The organism is Kitasatospora sp. NPDC059577 (genome assembly GCF_042735475.1).
Lineage (GTDB): Bacteria > Actinomycetota > Actinomycetes > Streptomycetales > Streptomycetaceae > Kitasatospora.
The window spans coordinates 131,846-153,371 of record NZ_JBHWBZ010000005.1 but is presented as its reverse complement, the minus strand read 5'-3'; the positions used below and the strand labels follow the sequence as shown (position 1 = coordinate 153,371).

Annotated in this window: 18 protein-coding genes; 9 read left to right on the top strand and 9 right to left on the bottom strand. The window is 72.3% G+C overall.

The window, feature by feature from the left end:
* Window positions 1-3: 3 nt before the first annotated feature.
* Together ACFV0O_RS07260 and ACFV0O_RS07255 are read right to left on the bottom strand one after the other, a co-directional pair.
* Window positions 4-360 carry a hypothetical protein gene (locus ACFV0O_RS07260; protein ID WP_380337555.1) on the bottom strand — a complete coding sequence of 119 codons (357 nt, stop codon included), beginning with the start codon at window positions 358-360 and terminating at the stop codon, window positions 4-6.
* A 15-nt stretch (window positions 361-375) separates the two neighbouring features.
* Window positions 376-1,620 (bottom strand): helix-turn-helix domain-containing protein, encoded by a 1,245-nt coding sequence (locus tag ACFV0O_RS07255; protein ID WP_380337552.1) that lies wholly within the window; start codon window positions 1,618-1,620, stop codon window positions 376-378.
* A 180-nt stretch (window positions 1,621-1,800) separates the two neighbouring features.
* On the opposite strand from ACFV0O_RS07255, the gene ACFV0O_RS07250 reads away from it, so the two are divergent.
* From ACFV0O_RS07250 to ACFV0O_RS07220, 7 genes are all read left to right on the top strand, one after another.
* The gene (locus tag ACFV0O_RS07250; protein WP_380337549.1) at window positions 1,801-2,250 is read left to right on the top strand and encodes an ATP-binding protein; all 450 of its coding nucleotides are present in this window, start codon (window positions 1,801-1,803) and stop codon (window positions 2,248-2,250) included.
* 15 nt (window positions 2,251-2,265) lie between these two features.
* Window positions 2,266-2,757 (top strand): flavoprotein, encoded by a 492-nt coding sequence (locus ACFV0O_RS07245; RefSeq protein WP_380337547.1) that lies wholly within the window; start codon window positions 2,266-2,268, stop codon window positions 2,755-2,757.
* 106 nt (window positions 2,758-2,863) lie between these two features.
* Window positions 2,864-4,252 carry an NAD(P)/FAD-dependent oxidoreductase gene (locus ACFV0O_RS07240; RefSeq protein ID WP_380337544.1) on the top strand — a complete coding sequence of 463 codons (1,389 nt, stop codon included), beginning with the start codon at window positions 2,864-2,866 and terminating at the stop codon, window positions 4,250-4,252.
* Window positions 4,253-4,429: 177 nt separating this feature from the next.
* Window positions 4,430-5,389, top strand: coding sequence for a DUF6528 family protein (locus ACFV0O_RS07235; protein ID WP_380337834.1), 960 nt, complete (start codon window positions 4,430-4,432; stop codon window positions 5,387-5,389).
* A gap of 264 nt (window positions 5,390-5,653) precedes the next feature.
* A complete protein-coding gene (locus tag ACFV0O_RS07230; RefSeq protein WP_380337542.1) occupies window positions 5,654-5,965 on the top strand; it encodes a hypothetical protein in 312 nt (103 codons plus the stop codon).
* The gene (locus tag ACFV0O_RS07225; protein WP_380337539.1) at window positions 5,962-6,516 is read left to right on the top strand and encodes an acyl-CoA thioesterase; all 555 of its coding nucleotides are present in this window, start codon (window positions 5,962-5,964) and stop codon (window positions 6,514-6,516) included. Before ACFV0O_RS07230 ends, ACFV0O_RS07225 begins: the two co-directional genes overlap by 4 nt.
* A gap of 320 nt (window positions 6,517-6,836) precedes the next feature.
* Window positions 6,837-7,232: a DUF2267 domain-containing protein gene (locus ACFV0O_RS07220; RefSeq protein WP_380337536.1), complete on the top strand. Its 396-nt coding sequence runs from the start codon at window positions 6,837-6,839 to the stop codon at window positions 7,230-7,232.
* Window positions 7,233-7,271: 39 nt separating this feature from the next.
* Here ACFV0O_RS07220 and manA read toward each other — a convergent pair whose 3' ends face one another.
* From manA to ACFV0O_RS07185, 7 genes are all read right to left on the bottom strand, one after another.
* The gene (gene manA / locus ACFV0O_RS07215) at window positions 7,272-8,642 is read right to left on the bottom strand and encodes a mannose-6-phosphate isomerase, class I (RefSeq protein WP_380337533.1); all 1,371 of its coding nucleotides are present in this window, start codon (window positions 8,640-8,642) and stop codon (window positions 7,272-7,274) included.
* A 19-nt stretch (window positions 8,643-8,661) separates the two neighbouring features.
* Window positions 8,662-9,594, bottom strand: a complete 933-nt coding sequence (locus ACFV0O_RS07210; protein WP_380337530.1) for an ROK family protein — start codon at window positions 9,592-9,594, stop codon at window positions 8,662-8,664.
* 137 nt (window positions 9,595-9,731) lie between these two features.
* Window positions 9,732-12,773, bottom strand: coding sequence for an alpha-mannosidase (locus ACFV0O_RS07205; RefSeq protein ID WP_380337528.1), 3,042 nt, complete (start codon window positions 12,771-12,773; stop codon window positions 9,732-9,734).
* A gap of 120 nt (window positions 12,774-12,893) precedes the next feature.
* Entirely contained in the window at window positions 12,894-14,150 is a 1,257-nt protein-coding gene (locus ACFV0O_RS07200; RefSeq protein ID WP_380337525.1) for a glycosyl hydrolase, read from the bottom strand.
* A gap of 41 nt (window positions 14,151-14,191) precedes the next feature.
* The gene (locus tag ACFV0O_RS07195; protein ID WP_380337522.1) at window positions 14,192-15,136 is read right to left on the bottom strand and encodes a carbohydrate ABC transporter permease; all 945 of its coding nucleotides are present in this window, start codon (window positions 15,134-15,136) and stop codon (window positions 14,192-14,194) included.
* Between the two features lie 4 nt (window positions 15,137-15,140).
* Window positions 15,141-16,013, bottom strand: coding sequence for a sugar ABC transporter permease (locus tag ACFV0O_RS07190; RefSeq protein ID WP_360251971.1), 873 nt, complete (start codon window positions 16,011-16,013; stop codon window positions 15,141-15,143).
* A gap of 112 nt (window positions 16,014-16,125) precedes the next feature.
* Window positions 16,126-17,415: an ABC transporter substrate-binding protein gene (locus ACFV0O_RS07185; protein ID WP_380337518.1), complete on the bottom strand. Its 1,290-nt coding sequence runs from the start codon at window positions 17,413-17,415 to the stop codon at window positions 16,126-16,128.
* Between the two features lie 256 nt (window positions 17,416-17,671).
* Here ACFV0O_RS07185 and ACFV0O_RS07180 point away from each other — a divergent pair, with 256 nt between their 5' ends.
* Both ACFV0O_RS07180 and ACFV0O_RS07175 read left to right on the top strand, forming a co-directional pair.
* Complete coding sequence (locus ACFV0O_RS07180) at window positions 17,672-18,784, top strand: LacI family DNA-binding transcriptional regulator (protein ID WP_380337515.1); 1,113 nt, start codon at window positions 17,672-17,674, stop codon at window positions 18,782-18,784.
* A 260-nt stretch (window positions 18,785-19,044) separates the two neighbouring features.
* Window positions 19,045-21,510: a discoidin domain-containing protein gene (locus tag ACFV0O_RS07175; protein ID WP_380337512.1), complete on the top strand. Its 2,466-nt coding sequence runs from the start codon at window positions 19,045-19,047 to the stop codon at window positions 21,508-21,510.
* The last annotated feature ends 16 nt before the right edge of the window (window positions 21,511-21,526 follow it).

The window sequence follows — 21,526 nt, the reverse complement described above, 5'->3', positions numbered from 1 at the left end:
CGTTCAGACCTGGCGTTCGACGGCCTCGAAGATGTCGGCGTCGGTCTCCTGCTGCCACTCGGGGAGGTCGTCCCAGTCGGCGACGTAGGCGGGTTTGGGAGCGTCGACGTGCTTGTGGATCTGGGCGATCCAGCAGATCGCGACGAACCGGCCCTTCTGCTCCCGGGTGAGCTTCGCGGTGCTGCCCGCGCTGACCGCGACGAAGTCGCGGACCTGACCGAACACCGCTGCGGCGCAGGCCCGTTCCCACGCGGGGGTGTCGTCCCAGGGGGCGACGTAGCCGGGCTTCGGCTCGCCGGGGAAGTGCTTGCGCACCCCGGCGATCCACGCCTCCCGGAAGATCCGGCCGTCCTCGGTCATGTCGTGGTCCTTTCGTCATGCGGCGTGCTGGAGCTCTGAGATGTGGTGGTGCAGCTCCGAGATCCGGTCGTCCTTCATCAGGGGTACAAGACGTGGCCTCAACCCGTCGAGTTTTTTGGCGATGTAGCCGGATCCGGTCTCGTCCGCGAGTGCCATCGAGGCCTTGCTGAAGTGGACGACTTGGTCGATGTCGCCGCTGTGGGCACTGAGTGCGGCGAGTTCGGCGAGTACGGCTCCACGGCGCCGTGGCGAGAGACTCACTTCCAGTGCACTGTGCAGTGACTTCTCGGCGAGGTCCGGCCGTCCGAGGGTGAGGTAGCAGGTTCCACGTTCCTCCGCGAGACGGGAGCCGTCGAATCGCAGCCAGCCGCCGTTCTGCACGGTGCCTGTGAGTTCGCGGACCTGTTCGGCCTCGGCAAGTGCTCGGTCACAGGCTTCGAGCCGGCCCAGGCCGGCAAGGGCCTGGGCCTGTACGGCGGCGACCCAGTGGCGGGTGGAGAGCTGGTCGTCGCCTCGGCGACCGATACGTGCCGCTGCGGTGAGGATCTGCTCGGCGGAGTCGAACCTGCGCTCTGTGAGCTCGATGAAGGCGTGCCGAGTCAGCGCGCATGCCCAGAGGTCGTAGTGCGAGGCTTCGCGGGCCGCTGCTGCCGCGAGGGTGTAGCAGTGTGCCGCGTCGGTGTAGCGGCTGGCGTCGAAGAGGATTTCTCCGGCGAGCTGGTAGAGATCGCCCACGATCCCGCACAGACGCTGTCGGTCGGACTCGGTCGTGACGGATCGGAGTTCAGCGGCGAGAACCCCGAGGTGATGCCTGACCAGCGGGTAGATGTCTTGCTTGGTGCGGGATGCCGAGAAGATCTGCCACAGGTGAGCGTTCACCGGGGTCGCCGAGTCGCGGAAGGCCGCGGGCGAAGGAGCGGAGGCCGTACCTTCGCCGCAGGGAAGTGTGATCAGCGCCCCCGTTGCCGCAATGAGCCCGAGGGCTTCGCGTCGCTTCATGTCGTCACTTTCGTCGATGAGCGCACTTGCCGCCTGGCGAACCGGTGCCTTGGCTGACGGGTTCAGGAGAGCGTCCAGCTCCGGGGCGGTGACCTTGAGGAGCGCTGCGAGCTTCACCCTCTGTTGGGGGTGGGGGTCGGCGCGGCCGCACTCCCAGCGGGTGACAGTGGAAGTGGCGACGCCGAGATCGGCAGCAAGCTTCTCCTGACTGTAGCCCAACTCCCGCCGCCTTCCGGCGAACAGGCCGCGTTTGCCGCTCATCCGTCCCCGCTCCACGAATGTCATCGTTCCAGCCGTGCACCAGCGACGCCTGGGAAACGCCTGGAAAGTGCCGTAGCTCTGCTCTGGTTGACGGTAACGCATTGTCGTTCACTGGTCACGCGCTGCTTCGGGCTGGTGATCTGTGGACCTTTGCCCGGCCGCGCTCGGTTCGAGACTCCGATGGCCGAGGGGCTGTTGATGATGAGTGAGCTTCTGATGACCGGCCGAGCTCCCGCTCCGGCCACCGCGATGCTGCCGTACCGGGCCGACTCGGCTTCTGTGGCCCGACGGCTGGTGCGGGAGAAGTTGAGCGAGTGGGAGTTGTCGGAGCTGATCGATTCCGCCGAGTTGATCGTCAGCGAGTTGGTGACGAACGCGGTCAAGACGGGGTGCCTGGCGAAGATGACCGTCACGATCCGTCGGATCACGGACCGGACGGTGCGGGTGGCGGTGCGGGACGGGTCGCGGGTGGTGCCGGTGGTGCCGGTGGTGATGGTGGCGGGGGAGGACGAGGAGGGGCACCGGGGGTTGGCGTTGGTCCACGAGCTGACGAAGGGGCGTTGGGGTGCGGCGGTGGAGGCGTTTGGGAAGGTGGTGCATGCCGATCTCGTGGTGGGGCGGCGGGGATGAGAGGGAGGGTCGGGGATGGCGGCGAAGCCGGTGCTGTACGTCGTGGTGTGTGCGGCGGGGGTGGCGGGTGGGGTCGGGGAGTTGATCGCGGCGGCTCAGGCCGGTGGGTGGGACGTGGGGGTGGTCGCGACCCCCACCGCGATGGGGTTCATCGATCAGGACGCGGTCGTGGCGCAGACGGGATATCCGATCCGTTCCGCCTGGCGCAAGCCGGGGGATCCGCGGCCGCTGCCGGATCCGGACGCGATCGTGGTGTCGCCGGCCACCTTCAACACGATCAACAAGTGGGTCCTGGGCATCTCGGACACGCTCGCGCTCGGCATTCTCTGCGAGTCGTTCGGCTGGGGCGTTCCGGTAGCCGTTCAGCCGTGTCTGAGCGCCGCGCAGGCGGCTCACCCCGCGTACGAGGAGAGCCTGGCGAAGCTGCGGCGGATGGGGGTGCGGGTGGCGGACTTCGTGCCGGGCTCCTACGACTGGACGCGGGCCCTGGAGCTGTTGCGGGACTGACAGGGTGGCTGGCCCGGCGCGGTGATCCTGGCAGTGTGAGGGGTGGTTGGCGTCGGCCGGGCCGAGGTAGCGTCCGGGCAGGTCAGCGAGGGTGTGGGAGGTTCCGGTGGCGGCGGTCAACGGCGGGGTGTCGTTCTGGTACGCGGCGGACGGTGTGCCGGAGCCCGGCCCCGGGCTGCCGGGGGACCGGGATGTCGACGTGTGCGTCGTCGGTGGCGGGTACACCGGCCTCTGGTCGGCCTACTACCTGAAGAAGGCGGACCCGTCCTTGCGGATCGCCCTGCTGGAGCAGCGGTTCTGCGGCTACGGCGCCTCCGGGCGCAACGGCGGCTGGCTGTACAACGGTTTCGCGGGACGCGGCGCGTTCGCGAAGCGGTACGGGCAGCAGCGGGCGGCGGCGATGCAGCGGGTGATGGACGACGCCGTCGGGGAGGTGGTCGAGGTGGCTGCGGCGGAGGGCATCGAGGCGGACATCGTCCGCGGTGGCGTGCTCGAAGTCGCACGCAGCAAGCCGCAGTTGGAGCGTCTGAGGGCCTTCGTCGAGGGTGAGCGCGGCTACGGGGAGGGCCGCGTGGAGCTGCTGAGCGCCAAGGAGGCCGGCGAGCGGGTCGATGTCGCCGGCGCCCTCGGCGGTTCGTGGTCCCCGTTCGGCGCGCGCATCCAGCCGGCGAAGCTCGTGCGCGGTCTGGCGCGGGTGGTGCGGGACCTCGGGGTGGAGGTGTACGAGGGGTCGGCGGTGACCGCGATCCTGCCCGGGAGTGCCTACCGGAAGCCGCGGGCCGTCACCGGGTCGGGCACCGTCACCGCGGATCACGTGCTGCGCGCCACCGAGGGTTTCACGGCGGGGCTGCGCGGGGAGCGGCGTACCTGGCTGCCGATGAACTCGGCGATGGTCGCGACGGAGCCGCTGCCCGCCGACTTCTGGGCGGAGACGGGCTGGCAGGGCCGGGAGGTGCTGGGTGACTTCGCGCACGCCTACATGTACGCGCAGCGCACCGCCGACGACCGGATCGCGCTCGGCGGTCGCGGTGTCCCGTACCGGTTCGGCTCGCGGACGGATTCGGACGGTTCCACCCAGGCGGAGACGGTGGGCGGGCTCCGCGCGATCCTGAACCGCTTCTTCCCGGCCGCCGCGCAGGCCCGGATCGACCACGCCTGGGCGGGTGTGCTCGGGGTGCCCCGGGACTGGTGCGCCACGGTGGAGCTGGACCGGGTGACCGGGCTCGGCTGGGCGGGCGGGTACGTGGGCAGTGGGGTGACGACGACCAACCTGGCCGGGCGGACCCTGCGCGACCTGGTGCTGGGCCGGGACACCGAGCTCACCGGGCTGCCCTGGGTGGGGCACACGGTGCGGCGTTGGGAGCCGGAGCCGCTGCGCTGGCTGGGCGTGCACGCGATGTACGCCGCCTACCACGCCGCCGACCGGCAGGAGGCGGGCGGGCGGGTGACGACCTCGCCGATCGCCCGGGTCGCGGACCTGGTGTCCGGCCGGTAGCCGCCGGAGGCCCGCTCGCCCGTCGTCGGTCCCGCCGGTCAGCCGCCGGGGCCCGGCCGCGAGCCGTCGCGGCCCGGGGCGGTGGCTGCTGGGGCCTGCCCGGTGGCCGCCCGGCTGACGGCCGTTCGGACGTGCCGTCCAGCGGATCCGGTCCGCTGCGCGGACGGTGGGGGCGTGATGCGGAGAACGCTGTCGGCGCTGTGCCTCGCCCTGCTGGTGTGCGCGCCCGCGGTCCGTGCGCAGGCGCGGTGGCCGGGTGGGCAGGTCGCCGTCGTGGACCAGGAGTCCCGCCGGGTGCTGGTGCTGCAGAGCGCCGAGGAGCTGATGGCCTACCGGGGGCCGGACCGGTTGCCGGTGGTCTGGGGCTGGAGTGCGGACCGGGAGCCGGAGTTGGCGGACCTGGCCCCGGCCCGGAGTTGGACGAACCCGGACGAGGTGAAGAGCCGGATCCGGGAGGGCCGCCGCTACCTGCTGACGACGGCCTCGGGCGGGCTGGCCGCCGTGGTGGACACGGCCACCGGCCGGGTCCACTGGGCGGCGGACCTGGGCCCGGCCGTCAATCCTCACAGCATCGAGCTGCTGCCGGACGGCAATGTCGCCGTGGTGGCGAGCGCGGGCGGCTGGGTCCGGCTGTACGCGGCCTCGCAGGGCCGGCGTGCCGCCGCGTTCGCGGAGTTCCCGCTGGCCGGCGCGCACGGTGTGCAGTGGGACGGGCGGAGCGGTCTGCTGCGGGTGCTCGGCGATTCCGCGCTGGTCGCGTTGCGGGTCGCTGGTACGGCGGCCGCACCCACCCTCACGGCTGTCCGGAGCACCCCGCTGCCCGGTGCCGGTGGCCATGACCTGGCGCCCGCGGTCGGGGCTCCCGGGCGGTTCTGGGTCAGCACGTCGGCCGGGCTGTGGAGCTACGACCCCTCGGCCGACCGTTTCGCCCCGGTCCACCTGGCCGCTCCGGCCGACGAGCGGGACGTGAAGAGCGTCGGTGACGAGCCGGGCCGGACCGGTCGTCTGCTCACCGCGGCCCCCGAGCACACCGGTCCGTGCGACTGGTGTACCTCGGTGATCTCCCTGCACCGGCCGGAGGGGGTCCGCGTGCTGCGGGGGACGCACCTGTACAAGGCGCGGTGGTGGAGCCACTAGCAGATCCGCGGCGCCGGCTAGTTGATCTTGGGCGTCGAGTCGGCGATACCACCCGAATTGCGGACAGCGTTCGGCTGACGGGGCATATTGTGTACCCCGGCAAACTACTCCGATGGAAGTCAGTTTCCCGTCGCGGTCCGAAAACCATCTGCCGACCCCCGTCGACTGGGATAGCGTCGAAGGCGTCGGGGGGTCGACACCGATCCGGTGTATTCGAACGCTGGTTACCGGGCCGTAAAGGCCGATTGAGTCCTGGAGAAAAACATGCGGAATTCCCCTTCGGAAAACCTGCCGGAAACGCTTGACGACCTGCAGCTCGCGATGGACTCGCTGGCCGCGTTCCCGTCCCGGAACGCCCCCGGCGGATCCGACGTGACCGAGCGCCTCGCGGCCGTCGCCGAGTTGTGCCGATCCGTCGACGCGGTGCTCGACAGTCTGGTCGTCCAGGCGGCTGCGGAGGCCGCCGAGGAGGGGTGGACCGCGGCCCGGATGGCGGCCGAACACTCCGCGTACTACGCCAGGTTGCAGCGTGCGCTGCTCCCCGCCACCGCCGGTGCCGGGCTGACGCAGCAGTGAGCGCGGTGCACCTGGGCGCGCACGTCCTGGCCTGCCCCACCCGGTGGAGCGACGTCGACGAGAACGGGCACATCAACAACGCCCGGCTGGTCGGCTACATCCAGGAGGGGATTTACGACCTTTTCTGCCACCACGCGACCGCCGTCCGGGAATCGCTGTTCCCGTCCGGATTCATTATCGCGCGGCATGAGATCGATTATCTGGAGCAGTTGCACCACCGGCCCGAGCCATTGTCCGTGAGACTCACCGTGGAACGTCTCGGGCGGAGTTCCGCACATGTCGAGGTGAATGTCTGCCGCGACCTGCTCACCTTTATGCGGGCGCGGACCGTGGTGGTCGCGCGGGACCGCGAATCCGGTCGCTCGCGCACCCTGAGCCCGAACGAGCGGCGCTTTCTCGCGGCGTTTATGCCGGACGCGGCGCGCGCCGAGGGCGCCCTGGCCACCGCGACGGCGACGACGCCGGCGCAGCGGGTGTCGCCGGGGGCCACGGGCAGCGGGGTCCCGTCCGCGCGCCGGCCGCGTCGGCGGTGCCGCGCCTCGGCCGGCTGAGACCGGGCGGACGGGCGGGCCGGGGCTCGCCGTGCGGCGCCAGGTCGGTTCGACCGGCGCCCGGCCGATGCTCACCTCCGGGACGCAGCCCCGGGCCGACGGCGCGATCGACAACGGCGTCGATCCGCCGGGCCGGATTCCCGGCGCCCGGCCGGACCCGATGACAGCGGGCCGGTTCCCGGAGCGCCGGGCCGGGTTACGCTGAGCACCACGGGCACCGGTACCTCCCACGGTGATCACGGGTTGCGAGTCACCTCCCCCGACCCGGGCGCAGAGCGCCGTCGGTCCTGCCGGATCCCGCCGACCGGAAGGAGGACGCGATGACCATCTCCTGGGAGGACTTTCTCGCCCGCGTCGTGGAACGCGGTGAGTACCGGGGGGAGGCGGAGGCGGACCATGCCACGCGGATCGTGCTCGCCCTGCTCGGCGAGCACCTGGTGGGGTCGGCGCGGATCGAGCTCGCCGGGGCACTGCCTGCGACGTACGCCTCACTGCTGCGCGACGCCGAGCCCGCGGCCGAACCGCTGACCGCCGAGCGCTTCGTCCAGGGCGTGGTCGGGTGGATCGACGGGGCGACCCCCGCGACGGCGCAGTGGGACATCGGAGCGGTGCTCAGCACGATGTCCGACCAGGTTCCCGCCGAGCTGATCGACCGGGTGGTCGAGCAGCTCCCGGACGGCTACGACCTGCTGTTCGGGCATCCCGCGTCGGCTTGAGCGGTGCGGTCCGCGGCGACCGGACGGTGCGGTCCGCCGCTACCGGGCGGTTCGGTCCGGCGTTGCCGGGCGGTCCGGCCGGCCGCGTCGGGAGGTGGGCGGCCGTCCGGTGGTGGCCCGGAACAGCTCCGCGCCCGGGCCGGTCAGTCCGACCGGTCCGGCGCCCGGGCGCAGGTAGGCGGACGCCCCGGCGGGGAGTGCGAGTTCGGCCCCGTCCGAAGCGTGCAGCCGGGCGTGCCCCGACACGCAGAGCAGGATCTGCGGGGTGGGGAGGTCGATCCGGGCCGGGGTGGCGCCGGGACGCGGCCGGGAGAGCCGGAACTCCTCGGCGGGGGAGGGGAATTCCTCATCGGGGCAGACGTCGGGGCAGACGTCGGGGCAGACGTCGGGGCAGACATCGGCGCCGGCCTCGGTGTCGGTCTCGGGGCCGGTGCCCCCGTCGGTACCGGCGCCCGCGATGCCGTCGATCGGGTGCGGGGTGAGCACGTCGGGCACGCCGGGCCGGAAGGACGTGATCGCGAGCAGGCCGTCGACGTCGACGTGCTTCGGGGTGAGTCCGCAGCGCAGCACGTTGTCCGAGTTGGCCATCAACTCCACCCCGAGGCCCCGCAGATAGGCGTGCGGCACCCCGGCGTCCAGGTACAGCGCCTGCCCGGCGGTGAGCCGGACGTGGTTGAGCAGCAGCGCCGCGATCAGTCCGGGGTCGCCCGGGTACTGGCCGGCGGCGCGGGCGTAGGCGGCACAGGCCTGCGCGTACCGGCCTCCGGCGCCCGCGGCGCGGTCCAACGCCCGTTCCACGAGGGACAGTTCGGCCGGAGAGGGACGGTCGGTGGCGAGCGCGCTCCGCAGCAGCGCCGGCAGCACCTCGGCGGCGGGCCGTGAGCGCAGCGCCGCCGCCCACGGCGCCAGCAGGGGCACGTCGAGCAGTTCCAGCAGCCCGGCCGCGTCGGCGGCCGGGCGGAAGCCGCACAGCGCTTCGAAGTCGCCCAGTGCGCAGAGGAGTTCCGGCTTGTGTCCGCGGTCCCTGAACACCCGCTCCGGCGCGTCCGACGGGACTCCCCGAGCGTCCTCCGCCGCGTACCCGGCCTCGGCCTGGGCACGGGTCGGGTGGACCTGCAGGGAGAGCGCCCGGTCGGCGGCCAACACCTTGAACAGGAACGGCAGCTCCGCGCCGAACCGCCGGACGGTGTCCGGACCGAGCAGGCCCGCCGGGTCGGCGTCGATCAGCTCGTCCAGCCGCCGCGGGCCGTCGGGGCCGGGGACGGACGACGGCGCCGACGGGTGTGCGCCCATCCACAGCTCGGCTTGCGGGGTGCCGTCCGGCTCGGTGCCGGTGAGCGCGGGGATGGCGGTGGGCGAGCCCCAGGCGTACCGGCGGACCGGGTTGTGCAGCAGGACGAAGGGCGGCATGCGGGTGCTCCGGGGTGGCTCAGCGGCAGAGCGCGGCCGCGCCGATCAGCCCGGCGTCGGTGCCGAGTTCGGCGCGGCGCAGGTCGAGGCCGCGGATGTAGGAGAGGGCGGCGTAGCGGTCCAGGTGCCGGGCGAGCGGGGCGAACAGCACGTCCCCGGCGGTGGCGACGCCGCCGCCGACGACGACCCGGTCGAGGTCGACCAGGGCGGCCGTGGCGGCGATGCCGGCGGCCAGGGCCTGGGCGGCGCGGTCGAAGGAGGCGAGCGCGACCGGGTCGCCCGCGGCGGCGGAGGTGGCGACGGCGCGGGCCGAGCGGTCCTCGCCGTCGGGCCGCCAGCCGTCGGCGAGCGCGCGGCGGGCGATGGCGGTGCCGCTGGCGAGGCCTTCCAGGCAGCCGCGGGAGCCGCACGGGCAGGGCTCGCCGTCCAGGTCGACGGTGATGTGGCCGAGGTGGCCGGCGTTGCCGCTGGGGCCGGGCCGCACCGCGCCGTCGAGCACCAGCCCGGCGCCGACGCCGGTCGACACCACCAGGCAGAGTGCGTCGGTGGCCCCCTGGGCCGCGCCCTGCCAGTGTTCGGCGGCGGCCATCGCGACTCCGTCCCCGGCCAGGCGGACGGGCAGTGCGCGGGCGGCCACGGCCGGGTGCGCGGCGACCTCGGCGACCAGCGGGAAGTCGCGCCAGCCGCGGATGTTGACCGGGCTGACGGTGCCGTCGGCGAGGTCGACCGGGCCGGCGCTGCCGATCCCGACGGCCGTCACGGTGGCCCAGTCGGTCGTGCCGGAGAGCTGGTCCAGCACCTTGTGGACGACGGCGAGCACGGCCGCGCCCGGTTCGGTCGCCGGGGTGGGCAGCTGGAGCCGGTGCCGCAGCCGTCCGGCGCCGTCGACCAGCGCTCCGGCGATCTTGGTGCCGCCGATGTCGAGGGCGGCGAACAGCGGGGTGGAAGGCACGGCGGGCTCCAGGAGGTCTCAGGGGGCGCGGCGCCCCGTCCGGTGAGGGTCGGGGCGCCGCACAGCGTAGAGCAGCCGTCCGGCGCGGACGGGGAACGGGACCAGGATCAGGGCCAGGACCTGGGATCCCTGGTCGGCTAGCCGGCGGCCCGCAGCCGCAGGGTGACCAGCTCGAACGGGCGCAGTGCGAGGCGCACCGCGCCGTCCTCCACCGTCACCTCGCCGCGGGTGCCGTCCCAGGGCCGCTCCAGCAGGTCGCAGGGGACGGCGTCGGCCAGCGCGAAGGAGGTGGTCAGCCGGCCCCGGACGCGGCCGCCGCCCGCCTCGTAGACGCGGACGATCAGGTCCCCGCTGCGGTCGTCGGCGAGCTTGACGGCGCTCACCACGAGCGCGTCGTGGTCGAGCTCCACCAGCGGCGCGACCCGCTCGGCGCTGCCGGTGACCCGCCGCTCGGGCAGGCCGATCCGGTAGCCCTCGCGGACGGCGTCGCCGATCGCCGCGCCCGGGACGAGGGCGTGCCGGAAGCGGTGCACGCCCTGGTCGGTCTTGGGGTCGGGGAAACGCGGGGCGCGCAGCAGCGAGAAGCGGACCGTGGTGGTGGTGCCGCCGTCGGTGTCGCGCACCGTGCGGGTGACGTCGTGGCCGTAGGTGGAGGCGGTGACCAGGGCGACGCCCCAGCCGGGTTCGTCGAGGTGGACGAAGCGGTGGTTGCAGGCCTCGAACTTGGCGGCGTCCCAGCTGGTGTTGGTGTGGGTGGGGCGGTAGAGGTGGCCGAACTGGGTCTCGGCGGCGTAGCGGTCGGTGTGGACGTCCAGCGGGAACGCGGCCTTGAGGAACTTCTCGGTCTCGTGCCAGTCGACCTCGGTGTCGATGTCGACGCGCTGCTCGCCGGCCCGCAGGGTGAGCGTCTGCACCACGGTGGAGGAGCCGAAGGAGCGGGCGATCCGCACCGAGGCCTGCTCGGCGCCGGTCGTGGCGGTGAGCGAGTCCACGCCGGTCAGGTCGGTGACGGTGTTGCGGTAGAACTGGTCGACGTCCCAGGCGTCCCACATGTTGGGGAAGTCCGGGTGCAGTTGCAGCAGGTTGGCACGGCTGCCGGGGGCGACGGTCTCCCGGCCGCTCGCGACCTCGACCACGGAGGCGATCAGGCCGTCCGCGTCCACCGCGACCTCCAGCAGGCCGTTGTGCAGCGTGTAGCCGCCCCCGGGCCGCTCGACCGCCGTGCAGGGCGCACCGTTCGCCGCGGCCGGCGCGGCCCCGCCCGCGGGCACCGCCGAGCGGGGGTGCGGCGCCCCGTTGAACACCAGCTCGCGCCCGCCCGCGGCGTCCCCGGCGAGGGCCCGCTGGGCCGCTCCGATCAGCTCCTCCAGCTCTCCGGCCAGTGCCGCGTACGTGGCCTCGGCCTCGCGGTGCACCCAGGCGATGGACGAGCCGGGCAGGATGTCATGGAACTGGTGCAGCAGGACGGTCTTCCAGATCCGGTCCAGCTGCTCGTACGGGTAGGCCGCGCCGGTGCGCAACGTGGCGGTGGTGCACCAGAGTTCGGCCTCGCGGAGCAGGTTCTCGCTGCGCCGGTTGCCCTGCTTGGTCTTTGCCTGGCTGGTCAGGGTGGCCCGGTGCAGCTCCAGGTAGAGCTCGCCGACCCAGACCGGCGGGTCCGGGTACTCGGCCTCGGCCTTGGCGAAGAACTCGGCGGGCTTCTCCCAGCGGACGGTGGCCGAGCCCTCCAGGTCCTTCATCCGGGCGGCCTTGGCGACCATCTCGCGGGTCGTGCCGCCGCCGCCGTCGCCCCAGCCGGTCGGGGCGAGCGAGTGCCGGGCCACCCCCTTGTCCTTGAAGTTCCGTGCCGCGTGGGCGATCTCGCTGCCCTTCATGGAGCAGTTGTAGGTGTCCACGGGCGGGAAGTGGGTGAAGATCCGGGTGCCGTCGATGCCCTCCCACAGGAAGGTGTGGTGCGGGAACCTGTTCACCTGGCTCCACGAGATCTTCTGCGTCAGCAGCCACTTGGAGCCCGCGTTGCGGATGATCTGGGGCAGGCCGCCGGTGAAGCCGAAGGTGTCCGGCAGCCAGGCCTCGTGGTTCTCCACCCCGAACTCGTCCAGGAAGAACCGCTTGCCGTGCACGAACTGTCGGGCCATCGCCTCCGAGCTCGGCATGTTGGTGTCGGACTCGACCCACATGCCGCCGGCCGGGACGAACCGGCCCTCGGCCACCGCCTTGCGGACCCGGGCGTACACCTCGGGGCGGTGCTCCTTGATCCAGGCGAACTGCTGGGCCTGGGACATGGTGTAGAGGAAGTCCGGCTCGTCCTCCAGCAGCGCGGTCATGTTGGCGGTGGTGCGGGCCACCTTGCGGACGGTCTCGCGCAGCGGCCACAGCCACGCCGAGTCGATGTGCGCGTGGCCGATCGCGCTGATCCGGTGCGCGGACGGCACCGCGGGTGCGGCCAGCACCCCGGCCAGCTCCGAACGGGCCCGCGCGGAGGTGCCGTTGACGTCCTGCAGGTCGACCGCGTCGAGCGCCCGTTCGATCGCGCGCAGCAGCTCCCAGCGGCGGGCGCCCTCCACCGGCAGCTCGGCCATCAGCTCGCCGAGCACCTCCAGGTCCAGCACCAGCTGCCAGACCGTCTCGTCGAAGACGGCGAGGTCCATCCGGGCCAGCTTGTACTGCGGCCGGTCGCCGGCCGTCTCCTTGTCACCCAACTCGGTCGGCAGGAAGGGGTGGTAGTCCAGGATGACCGGGTTGGCGGCGGCCTCGACGTGCAGCAGCACCTGCTCGCCGCCGGCTGCCGGGGAGGCGATCCGCACCCACTGGTTCTGCGGGTTGAGGCCCTTCACCGGGGTGCCGTCCGGGCGGTAGACCAGGCCCTCGCACTGGAAGCCGGGCATGTTGGCGTCGAAACCCAGGTCGATCAGCGCCTCGACGGTGCGGCCGGCCCAGGCCTCGGGCACCGTACCGGTCACGGTGATCCAACTGGTTCCCCAGGGCGCGCCCCAGGCGTCACCGACCGCGATCGGGGTGCGGGGCGCGGCCAGGCCCTCGGCCACCGGGACGGGCTCGCCGGGCGCCGTCCAGATGCCGACCTCCAGCGGGACGGACTCGGGGTAGACGGCCGGGCGGATGCGCTCGTCCAGGACGCGCTTGAGGCGGGACTCCACCAGGGTGCGGTCATCGTGCATGTCAGCGGGCTCCGTTGGGTGGCTGAGGGGTGCGGGCTGAGGGGTGCGGCTGAGCTTCGGGTGTGCGGGTTCGGGCGTGCGGGGTTCGGCTGAGCCCCGGGCGTACGCGGTGCGGAAGGGCTACGAGGACCGTACGTCGTCGGGGTGGACCACGTCGGTGATCCCGCGCGCGGCCAGGTGCATCCGGTCCCCGGCGCGTTCGGCGAGCACCGTGGTCGGGCGGGCGCCCGCCTCGGCGAGGTGCATGAACGCCTCGTACACCGCGCCGCCGGGGCCGCAGACCGAGCGCTTCGGGGAGGTGGTCTCGTCGCCGGTGGCGACGACCACGGCGGTGCTGCGCGGCTTCGGCGGCTGCCAGGAGCGGCGGGCCTCGGCGGCCGCCTCGGCGAGCCGGGCGCCGGCCGGCTTGACCCTCCGGTCGGTGGTCAACAGGCCGAGGCTGTACTCCAGTTCGGGGAAGTCGGCGAGCGAGCGGTCCACGTCGTGCGAGCACCACCAGGTCACGCCCCACAGGTCCGGGCAGTCCAGCACCGCCTCGACGGTGGCGCCGGTGAAGCGGGCCGCGTCCTCGGGGGCGATGTGCGGGGCGGGCGCGCCGACCTCCTGCAGCCAGACCGGGCGGGCCGGGTCGTCCGCCCAGGCCTTGGACAGCTCGACCAGGTAGGCGGCGTGCTGCGCGGTGGCGGTGGAGTGGGCGCCGTAGCGCTGGGCGGTGCCGTTGAACACCCAGGAGTGCACGGCGGTGGCGGCGCCGATCCGGGCCGAGTGCCAGGGCGTGAAGGGGTGCTCGTCCAGGTACCAGGCGGCGTCGTAGGAGGCGTGCAGGTGGAGGCGGCCGGGGGCGCCCTGCTCGCAGGCTTCGAGCATCCGGCGGAGCCAGGCCCCGGCCTCGTCGGGGGTGGCCCGGTCCGGGTCGGGGTGAGGGTCGCCGGAGAACTGGTTGATCTCGTTGCCGAGCGTCATCCCGAGGAAGTTGGGCCGCTCGCGCAGCGCCCCGGCGAGGGTGCGCAGGTAGGCGGCCTGGCCGTCGATGACCTCGGGGTCGGTGAAGAGGTTGCGCCGGTGCCAGGTGCGGGTCCAGGAGGGCAGGAAGTCGAAGCTCGACAGGTGGCCCTGCAGGCCGTCCACGGCGACGTCCAGCCCGCGCTCGCCGGCCGCGTCGACCAGGGCCGTCAGCTGCTCGACGGCGCGCGGGCGGACCAGGGCGCGGTTGGGCTGGAACAGCGGCCAGAGCGGGAAGACCCGCACGTGGTCCAGGCCGAGGGCGGCGATGGAGTCGAAGTCGGCGCGCACGGCGTCGAGGTCGAAGTCGAGCCAGTGGTGGAACCAGCCGACGCTGGGGGTGTAGTTGACGCCGAAACGGGGGGCGGTGGTCATCGGAGAGCTTCCTCGACTCGGTGGGGCGTACGGACGGTGGGCTAGCCCTTGACGGCTCCCTCCTCGACGCCCTTGAAGAAGAAGCGCTGGCAGATGCCGAACACCACGACGATCGGCAGGAAGGCGATCATGGTGCCGGCGGCGATCAGCCGGGGGTTGGCGGAGAAGGTGCCGTTGAGGTACTGCAGCCCGACGGTGAGGGTGTACTTCTGCGGGTCGTTGAGCACGATCAGCGGCCAGAGGAAGTCGTCCCAGGCACCGATGAAGGTGAAGATGACGATCACGCTGATCATGCCGCGCACGTTCGGCAGGCCGATGTGCCACAGCCGCTGCCACACGGTGGCACCGTCCACCAGCGCGGCCTGGTCCAGTTCGACCGGGACGGTGGCGAAGGCGGTGCGCATCAGCAGCACGTTCAGCATGGCGATCGAGCCCGGCAGGGCGACGCCGGCCAGGGTGTCGGCCAGGCCGAGGCCGCGCACCAGCACGTACTGGGAGACGATGGTGACCTCGCCGGGGAGGACGAGCGTGGCGAGGAAGAGGCCGAGGACGAGCCGGGCGCCGCGGAAGCGCAGCCGGGCGAGGGCGTAGCCGGCCAGGGTGCAGCCGACCACGTTGCCGGTGATGCAGACCGCGGCGACGATCACCGAGTTGAACGCGTAGGTCCACACCGGGATGGTGTCGGCGACCTTGCCGTAGTTGCCGAGGGTGGGCTGGTCGGGCAGGAAGACCGGGGTGCGGGTGTAGACGTCCTCGGCCGGGCCCTTGAGGGAGGTGGACAGTTGCCACAGGAAGGGACCGATGACCAGGAGCAGGACGAGCACCAGGAGCAGGTAGCGGGCGGCCGTCCGGCCGGGGGAGGGGGTGTTGAAGCCCCGGGAGCCCCGGGAGGCCGTGCTGGTCCGGGCGCCCCGGGTGTTCCGGGCGCCCCGGGCGTCCTGGGGGTCGTTGCCGGCCCCGGCGGTCTTCGGCGGGCTGGTGGTCACGGGTTCAGGCCGCCTTCCGGTTCAGGCGCATCAGGAACAGCATCGGGCCGAGGGTGACGACGAACAGCAGCAGGCTGAGCGCCGACGCGTAGCCGAGGTGGCCGTTGAAGCCGCGGCTGTACATCTGGATCAGCATCACCACCGACATGTCGCGCCCCCCGGGGCCGCCCTGGCCGTTGGAGAGCACGTACAGCTCGGAGAACACGCGCAGCGAGCTCACCGAGATCAGCGCGGAGATCAGGACCATGGTCGGCCGCACCCCGGGCAGGGTGACGTGCCAGAACCGGCTCAGCGGCCCGGCGCCGTCGACCGCCGCGGCCTCGTGCAGTTCGCGCGGGACGTTGGCGAGGGCGGACAGGTAGATGACCATGTAGTAGCCGAGGCCCTTCCAGACGGTCAGGGCGATCGCGCTGAACAGCAGCAGCCAGCGGTCGGTCAGGAAGGAGACCGGGGAGTCGGTCAGCCCGCTCTGCCGGAGCAGGCCGTTGGCCAGGCCGCGGTCGTCCAGCACCCAGCCCCAGATCAGCGCCACCACGACGGCGGAGGCGATCACCGGGGTGTAGAAGGCGGTGCGGAAGAAGGTGATGCCGGGGATCCTGCGCTGGACGAGGAGCGCGAGCAGCAGCGGTAGGACGGTCAGCAGGGGCAGGCAGACCAGCATGAAGACGATGCTGTTGAGCAGGGCGTCGGCGAGCTGCTCGTCGTCCAGCAGGCGGCCGTAGTTCTCCAGGCCGGTGAACTGTCCGCCGCCCAGCGGCTTGGCATTGGTGAACGACAGGATCACCGTGTTGACGGCCGGCCAGAGGTTGAAGACGGCCAGCCAGACGATCGCGGGCCCGGCGAGCAGCCAGGGGGTGAACCAGCGCCGGTGGGTCATGCGGTTGCCTTCCTGGGGCCTGGGGGGTGGTGCGGGTCATTCCCGGGAGCGGCGGGTGTGGGGGACCCCGCCGCGTCGCCGGTACCGGGTTCGGCGGACACTCGTGCCGAGGTCAGCCCTTGAGCAGCTTGTTGCACTGTTCCACGGCGGTGTCCAGCGCCTGCTTGGAGCTCGCGTCGCCGCTGATGGCCAGCGCGATCTGCTGGTTGATGATCGTGCTCATCGCGTCGTCGACCTGCACGGGTTGGATGAGCTTGGCCTTGGCCAGCGAGGTGAACGCGATCACCTTGGCGTCGCCCGCGTTGGTGCCGTCGCTCTTGCTGAAGAACGGGTCGTCGGCGGAGGCTTTGGTGGACGGGAAGATGCTGGTCAGGTGGGCGAAGGCGGCCTGGTTCTCGGCGTTGGTGACCCAGCGGGCGAGGGCGACCGCGGCGGCCGGGTTCTTGGTGCTCTTCGGGATGGACAGCCCCTGGACGTACATCGGCGGGGTGGCCAGCGCGGGGGAGGGCACGACCTTCGGGGCGAGCGTCGGGTTGTCGGTGGCGAGACTGGTGATGTAGTTGGCGCCGGAGGTGGTCCAGGCGGCGGTGCCGGCGTTGAACAGCTTGGTGTTGCCGGCGTAGGTGTTGCTGAGGACGTCCTTGGGGAGCAGGCCCTCCTTGAAGGCGTCGCGGTACTTGTCGAGCAGCGCGGCGGCCTCGGGGGTGTTGAAGGTGAAGGACTTGCCGTCGTCGGACATGAGCTTCACGCCGGCGTTGTAGAGGTCGCCGAGGCCGGGCTTGCGGCTCATCAGGTAGGTCTGGCCGCCGGACTTCTCCTTCATCACCCGGGCCTGGGCGATGAGTTCGTCCAGGGTGGCCGGGGGCTTCTTCGGGTCCAGTCCGTTCTTCGTGAGGAGTTCCGAACTCCAGTAGTTCACATCGGTGTTGAGGTACCAGGGGTAGCCGAAGGTGCCCTGGAAGCCGGTGAAGCGGTAGGCCTCGACGCCGCCGGCGACGTACTCGTCGGCCAGCTTCGGGTCGGCCTTGGCGACGTCCAGCAGGAGGTCCTTCTTCGCGAGCGGGAGGGCGAAGTCGGGCGGGAGGTTGACCACGTCGGGCAGGGTGCCGGCGGCGGCCTGGCTGAGCACCTTGTCGGAGTAGCCCTCGCCGGGCTGGTCGAGCCACTCGACCTCGACGCCGGGGTACTTCTTCTTGAAGCCGTCGATGACGCCCTGCACGTAGTCGGTGAACTTCGGCTTGAGCGCCCAGGTCTGCAGGGAGACCTTGCCCTTGACCTGGCCGGTGGCGGCCGCACTCGCCACGCTGTCGCTGTCCTTGGTGTCGCCGGAGCCGAGGCCGCAGCCGGTGAGTGCGGCGGCGGTGAAGGCCGTTGTCGTCAGTGCCGCCCAGATTCTTCGCATGAGGGTCTCCCGGTCCTGGGGGTGGGTGGGGGATCGTGCTGAGCTCGGGGGTTCTCGTGGCCCCGGAGGCCGCAGGACCTGGGAGTCCTGGGCCCCCGGAGTCCCGGGGTTTCGGGGTTTCGGAGTGATCGATGTCGACGGGGGTTGTGCCGGCTTCCGGAACCTGGCTAACTGGCTAATCAACTAAACCGGTCTAGCTATGGCAGGGACTATGCTCCCGCCTAAACTTGGATGTCAAGAGAGGAGTTCGGGTTCTGTGGGCAGACCGACGATCGCCGACATCGCCCGCCAGGCCGGTGTCTCCAAGGGCGCGGTGTCCTTCGCGCTCAACGGCCGGCCGGGCGTGAGCGAGGCGACCAGGGACCGGATCCTGCGGGTCGCGGAGGAGATGAACTGGCGGCCGCACAGCGCCGCGCGCGCCCTCGGCGGTGCCCGGGCCGACGCCGTCGGCCTGGTGATCGCCCGCCCGGCCAGGACCATCGGCGTCGAGCCGTTCTTCAGCCAGCTGCTCTCCGGACTGCAGGCGGTGCTCTCGGCCAGCTCCGTCGCGCTGCACCTGATGGTGGTCGAGGACACCGCCGCCGAGACGGAGGTCTACCGCCGCTGGGCCTCCGAGCACCGGGTCGACGGCTTCATCGTGGTCGACCTCCAGGTCAAGGACCCGCGGCTGCCGGTGCTGGACGAACTCGGGCTGCCCGCCGTCGTGCTGGGCGGGCCCGGCAAGGGCGGCAACCAGCTGCGGATCTGGGCCGACGACCGGGAGGCCATGCTCTCGATCGTCGACTACCTGGCCGCCATCGGGCACCGCCGGATCGCCCACCTCGCCGGGCTGCCGCACTTCCAGCACACCCAGCGGCGGATCCGCGCGCTGCGCGACGCCTCGCGCCGGCTCGGCCTGGAGGAGGCCGTGTCGGTGCCCACCGACTTCAGCGACGCCGAGGGCGCGGCCGCCACCCGCACCCTGCTCTCCCGGGCCGGGCGGCCGACCGCGATCGTGTACGACAGCGACGTGATGGCCGTCGCCGGGCTCGGCGTGGCGGGGGAGATGGGCGTCGCGGTGCCCGGCGAGCTGTCCATCGTCTCCTTCGACGACTCGGTGCTCGCCCGGATCGTCCACCCGCCGCTGACCGCGCTCAGCCGGGACACGTTCGCGCTCGGCGAGCAGGTCGCCCGCAGCCTGCTGGAGGCCCTGGACGGGGCAGGGCCCGGGCGGGACCTGCAGATGCCCACGCCGCGGCTCACCGTGCGGGAGTCCACCTCGCCGCCCGGCGTGCCCGGGCCGGCGGATTCCGCCGTCCGCTCCGGCGCCGGCTCACCCCTCGGGGTGGTTGCTGCGCGAGTCGTTGACAGCGGTTCTGAACCGGTTTAGCCTCGCAGCGCCGAGCGGCCCCCGCTCGGCGCGCTCCGCCGCTCTCCGTCCGGCTCCCGTTGTGCCCGTACGTCGAGGAACCGCCGCAGCGGCGAGGAGCGACGACCCACGCCCGGTCCGGACGCACCCGGCCCGGACCCAGTCGTTCCGGACCGACTCGTTCCGGCACCAGCACCAGCACCGGCACCGCCCGCATGCACCCGGACCCCCGTACGAGACGGGGCCCGCCCCCACCCACTCCGCTCGATCGGAGCCACCGCATGTCACGACGCCTCCCCCTGCTGCTCAGCGCCGTCCTCGCGACGGCCGCACTGACCTCCACCCCCTCGGCCTGGGCCGGGCCGAGACCCGTCGCAGGGCCCGCCGCCGGTCCGGTGGCGGCACCCGCAGCCGCCGGCCATGGCAACCAGCCCTTCGCCTCGTACTGGTACCCCAACAGCATCCTGACCTGGGACCCGGCCACCGACCCGGACGCCCGCTTCAACCGCTCCCGCGTCCCGCTGCAGCCGCGCACCAGCGACCCGGCGCTCAAGGCCAACCCCAACGCCCGTGCCGGCGAAGGGAAGATCGCCTCGCTGGTCTCCTTCGGCCCCACGTCCGACAACCCTTCGCAGGGCTCCGCCGGCACCGACTACTACGCCTTCGGCTACTGGCAGTACGTCGACAAGCTGGTGTTCTGGGGCGGATCGGCCGGCGAGGGCCTGATCCTCGCCCCCAACCCGACCGTCATCGACGCGGCCCACCGCAACGGCGTCAAGGTCTACGGCACCGTCTTCTTCCCGCCCGGCGCGTACGGCGGCCAGCTCCAGTGGGTGCGCGACTTCGTCCAGAAGTCCGGCAGCCGCTACCCCGTTGCCGACAAGCTCGTGCAGGCCGCGCAGTACTACGGCTTCGACGGCTGGTTCATCAACCAGGAGACCGGCGGCGGCGATTCGGCCCTCGCCGGCGAGCTGCGCAACCTGATGCAGTACACCAAGGCGCAGAGCGGCACCGAGTTCATGTGGTACGACGCGATGACCACCTCCGGCGCCGTGAACTGGCAGAACGCCCTCACCTCCGCCAACTCGCCCTTCCTCCAGGACGGTTCGAAGCGTACTTCGGACTCGATGTTCCTGAACTTCGACTGGTCGGCGAGCGGCCTGGACTCCTCCCGGAGCCTGGCCCGGCAGCTCGGCCGCAACGAGTACGACCTCTACTCCGGCATCGACACCGAGGCCAACGGCTACAACACCGGGGTGGACTGGAACACCCTCTTCCCGGCCGGCAAGCCGCACACCACCTCGCTCGGCCTCTACCGCCCCGAGTGGACCTGGAAGTCGGCCACCGACCGCGCCGACTTCTACGCCAAGGACTCCCGCTACTGGGTCGGCGCCGCCGGCGACCCCTCCCGGATCGACACCTCGGCGAGCTGGCCCGGCCTGGCCGGCTACGTGGCCGAATCCTCGCCGATCACCGCCAAGCCCTTCAGCACCACCTTCGACACCGGGCAGGGCGACTTCTACAACGCGGGCGGCACCCGGGTCGCCACCGGCGGCTGGAACAACCTCTCGCTCCAGGACGTGCCGCCCACCTACCGCTGGGTGGTCGACTCGGCCGGCAGCAGGCTCACCCCCTCCGTCGACTTCACCGACGCCTACCAGGGCGGATCCTCGCTCCGACTGACCGGCACCCTCGACGCCGCCAACACCGTCCGGCTGTACCAGACCAGGCTGCCGGTCGCGGCGACCACCAAGCTCGACCTGGTGGTCAAGACCCCGGCGGCCGGGCCCACCAAGCTCAAGGCCGCCATCGCCTTCACCGACGCGCCGAACAGCTTCACCACGATCGACGTCGGCGCCGACGCCGGCACCGGGTGGGAGCGCCACACCCTCGACCTCTCTCCGTACGCGGGCCGCACCATCGCCCAGCTGGCGCTGCGGGTCGAGGGCTCCGACCCCTCGTACGACCTGCGGGTCGGCCAACTCGCGCTCTACGACGGAGCGGTGGAGAAGCCGGCGGCGCCGTCCGGGCTCACCGTGCTCGGCGCGAGCGACGTGACGCCGGGCATCGCGCAGTCGCTGCGGCTGTCCTGGACGGCGGCGCCCGGCGGCAACGTCCACCACTACGAGGTGTACCGGCGCAACGCGGACGGCAGCCGGACCTTCCTCGGTGCGACGCCCAACGACGCGTACTTCGTCGGACGCCTCGACCGGGCCGGCGGCGAGAGCGCCACCACGTTGGACGTCGAGGCGGTGTCCACCACCTTCGGCCGGTCCGGCGCCGCGTCCACGAGCGTGAGTTGGAGCAGCACCCCGCCGACCTCGACCAACCTGGCGCTGAACCGCCCGGCCACCGCCTCCGGCCGGTGCAACGCCGACGAGGGCCCGGCCAAGGCCGTCAACGGCAGCGTCAGCGGCGGCAACGGCGACAAGTGGTGCACCCTGAGCTCCGCCAAGTGGCTTGAGGTGGACCTCGGTTCGGCGAAGCAGCTGTCCAGGTTCGTGGTCAAGCACGCCGCGGCGGGCGGCGAGAACTCCTCGTACAACACCCGCGACTTCTCCATCCAGGTCCGGTCCACCACCACCGACCCCTGGACGACGGTCGCCGACGTCGCCGGCAACACGTCCGGCACCACCACCCACCCGGTGAGCACGACCGCCCGCTACGTCCGCCTGGTGGTCACCAAACCCACCCAGACCACCGACCCGGCCGCCCGCATCTACGAGTTCGAGGCCTGGGGCGCGTAGCGCCCGCCCGATCGGA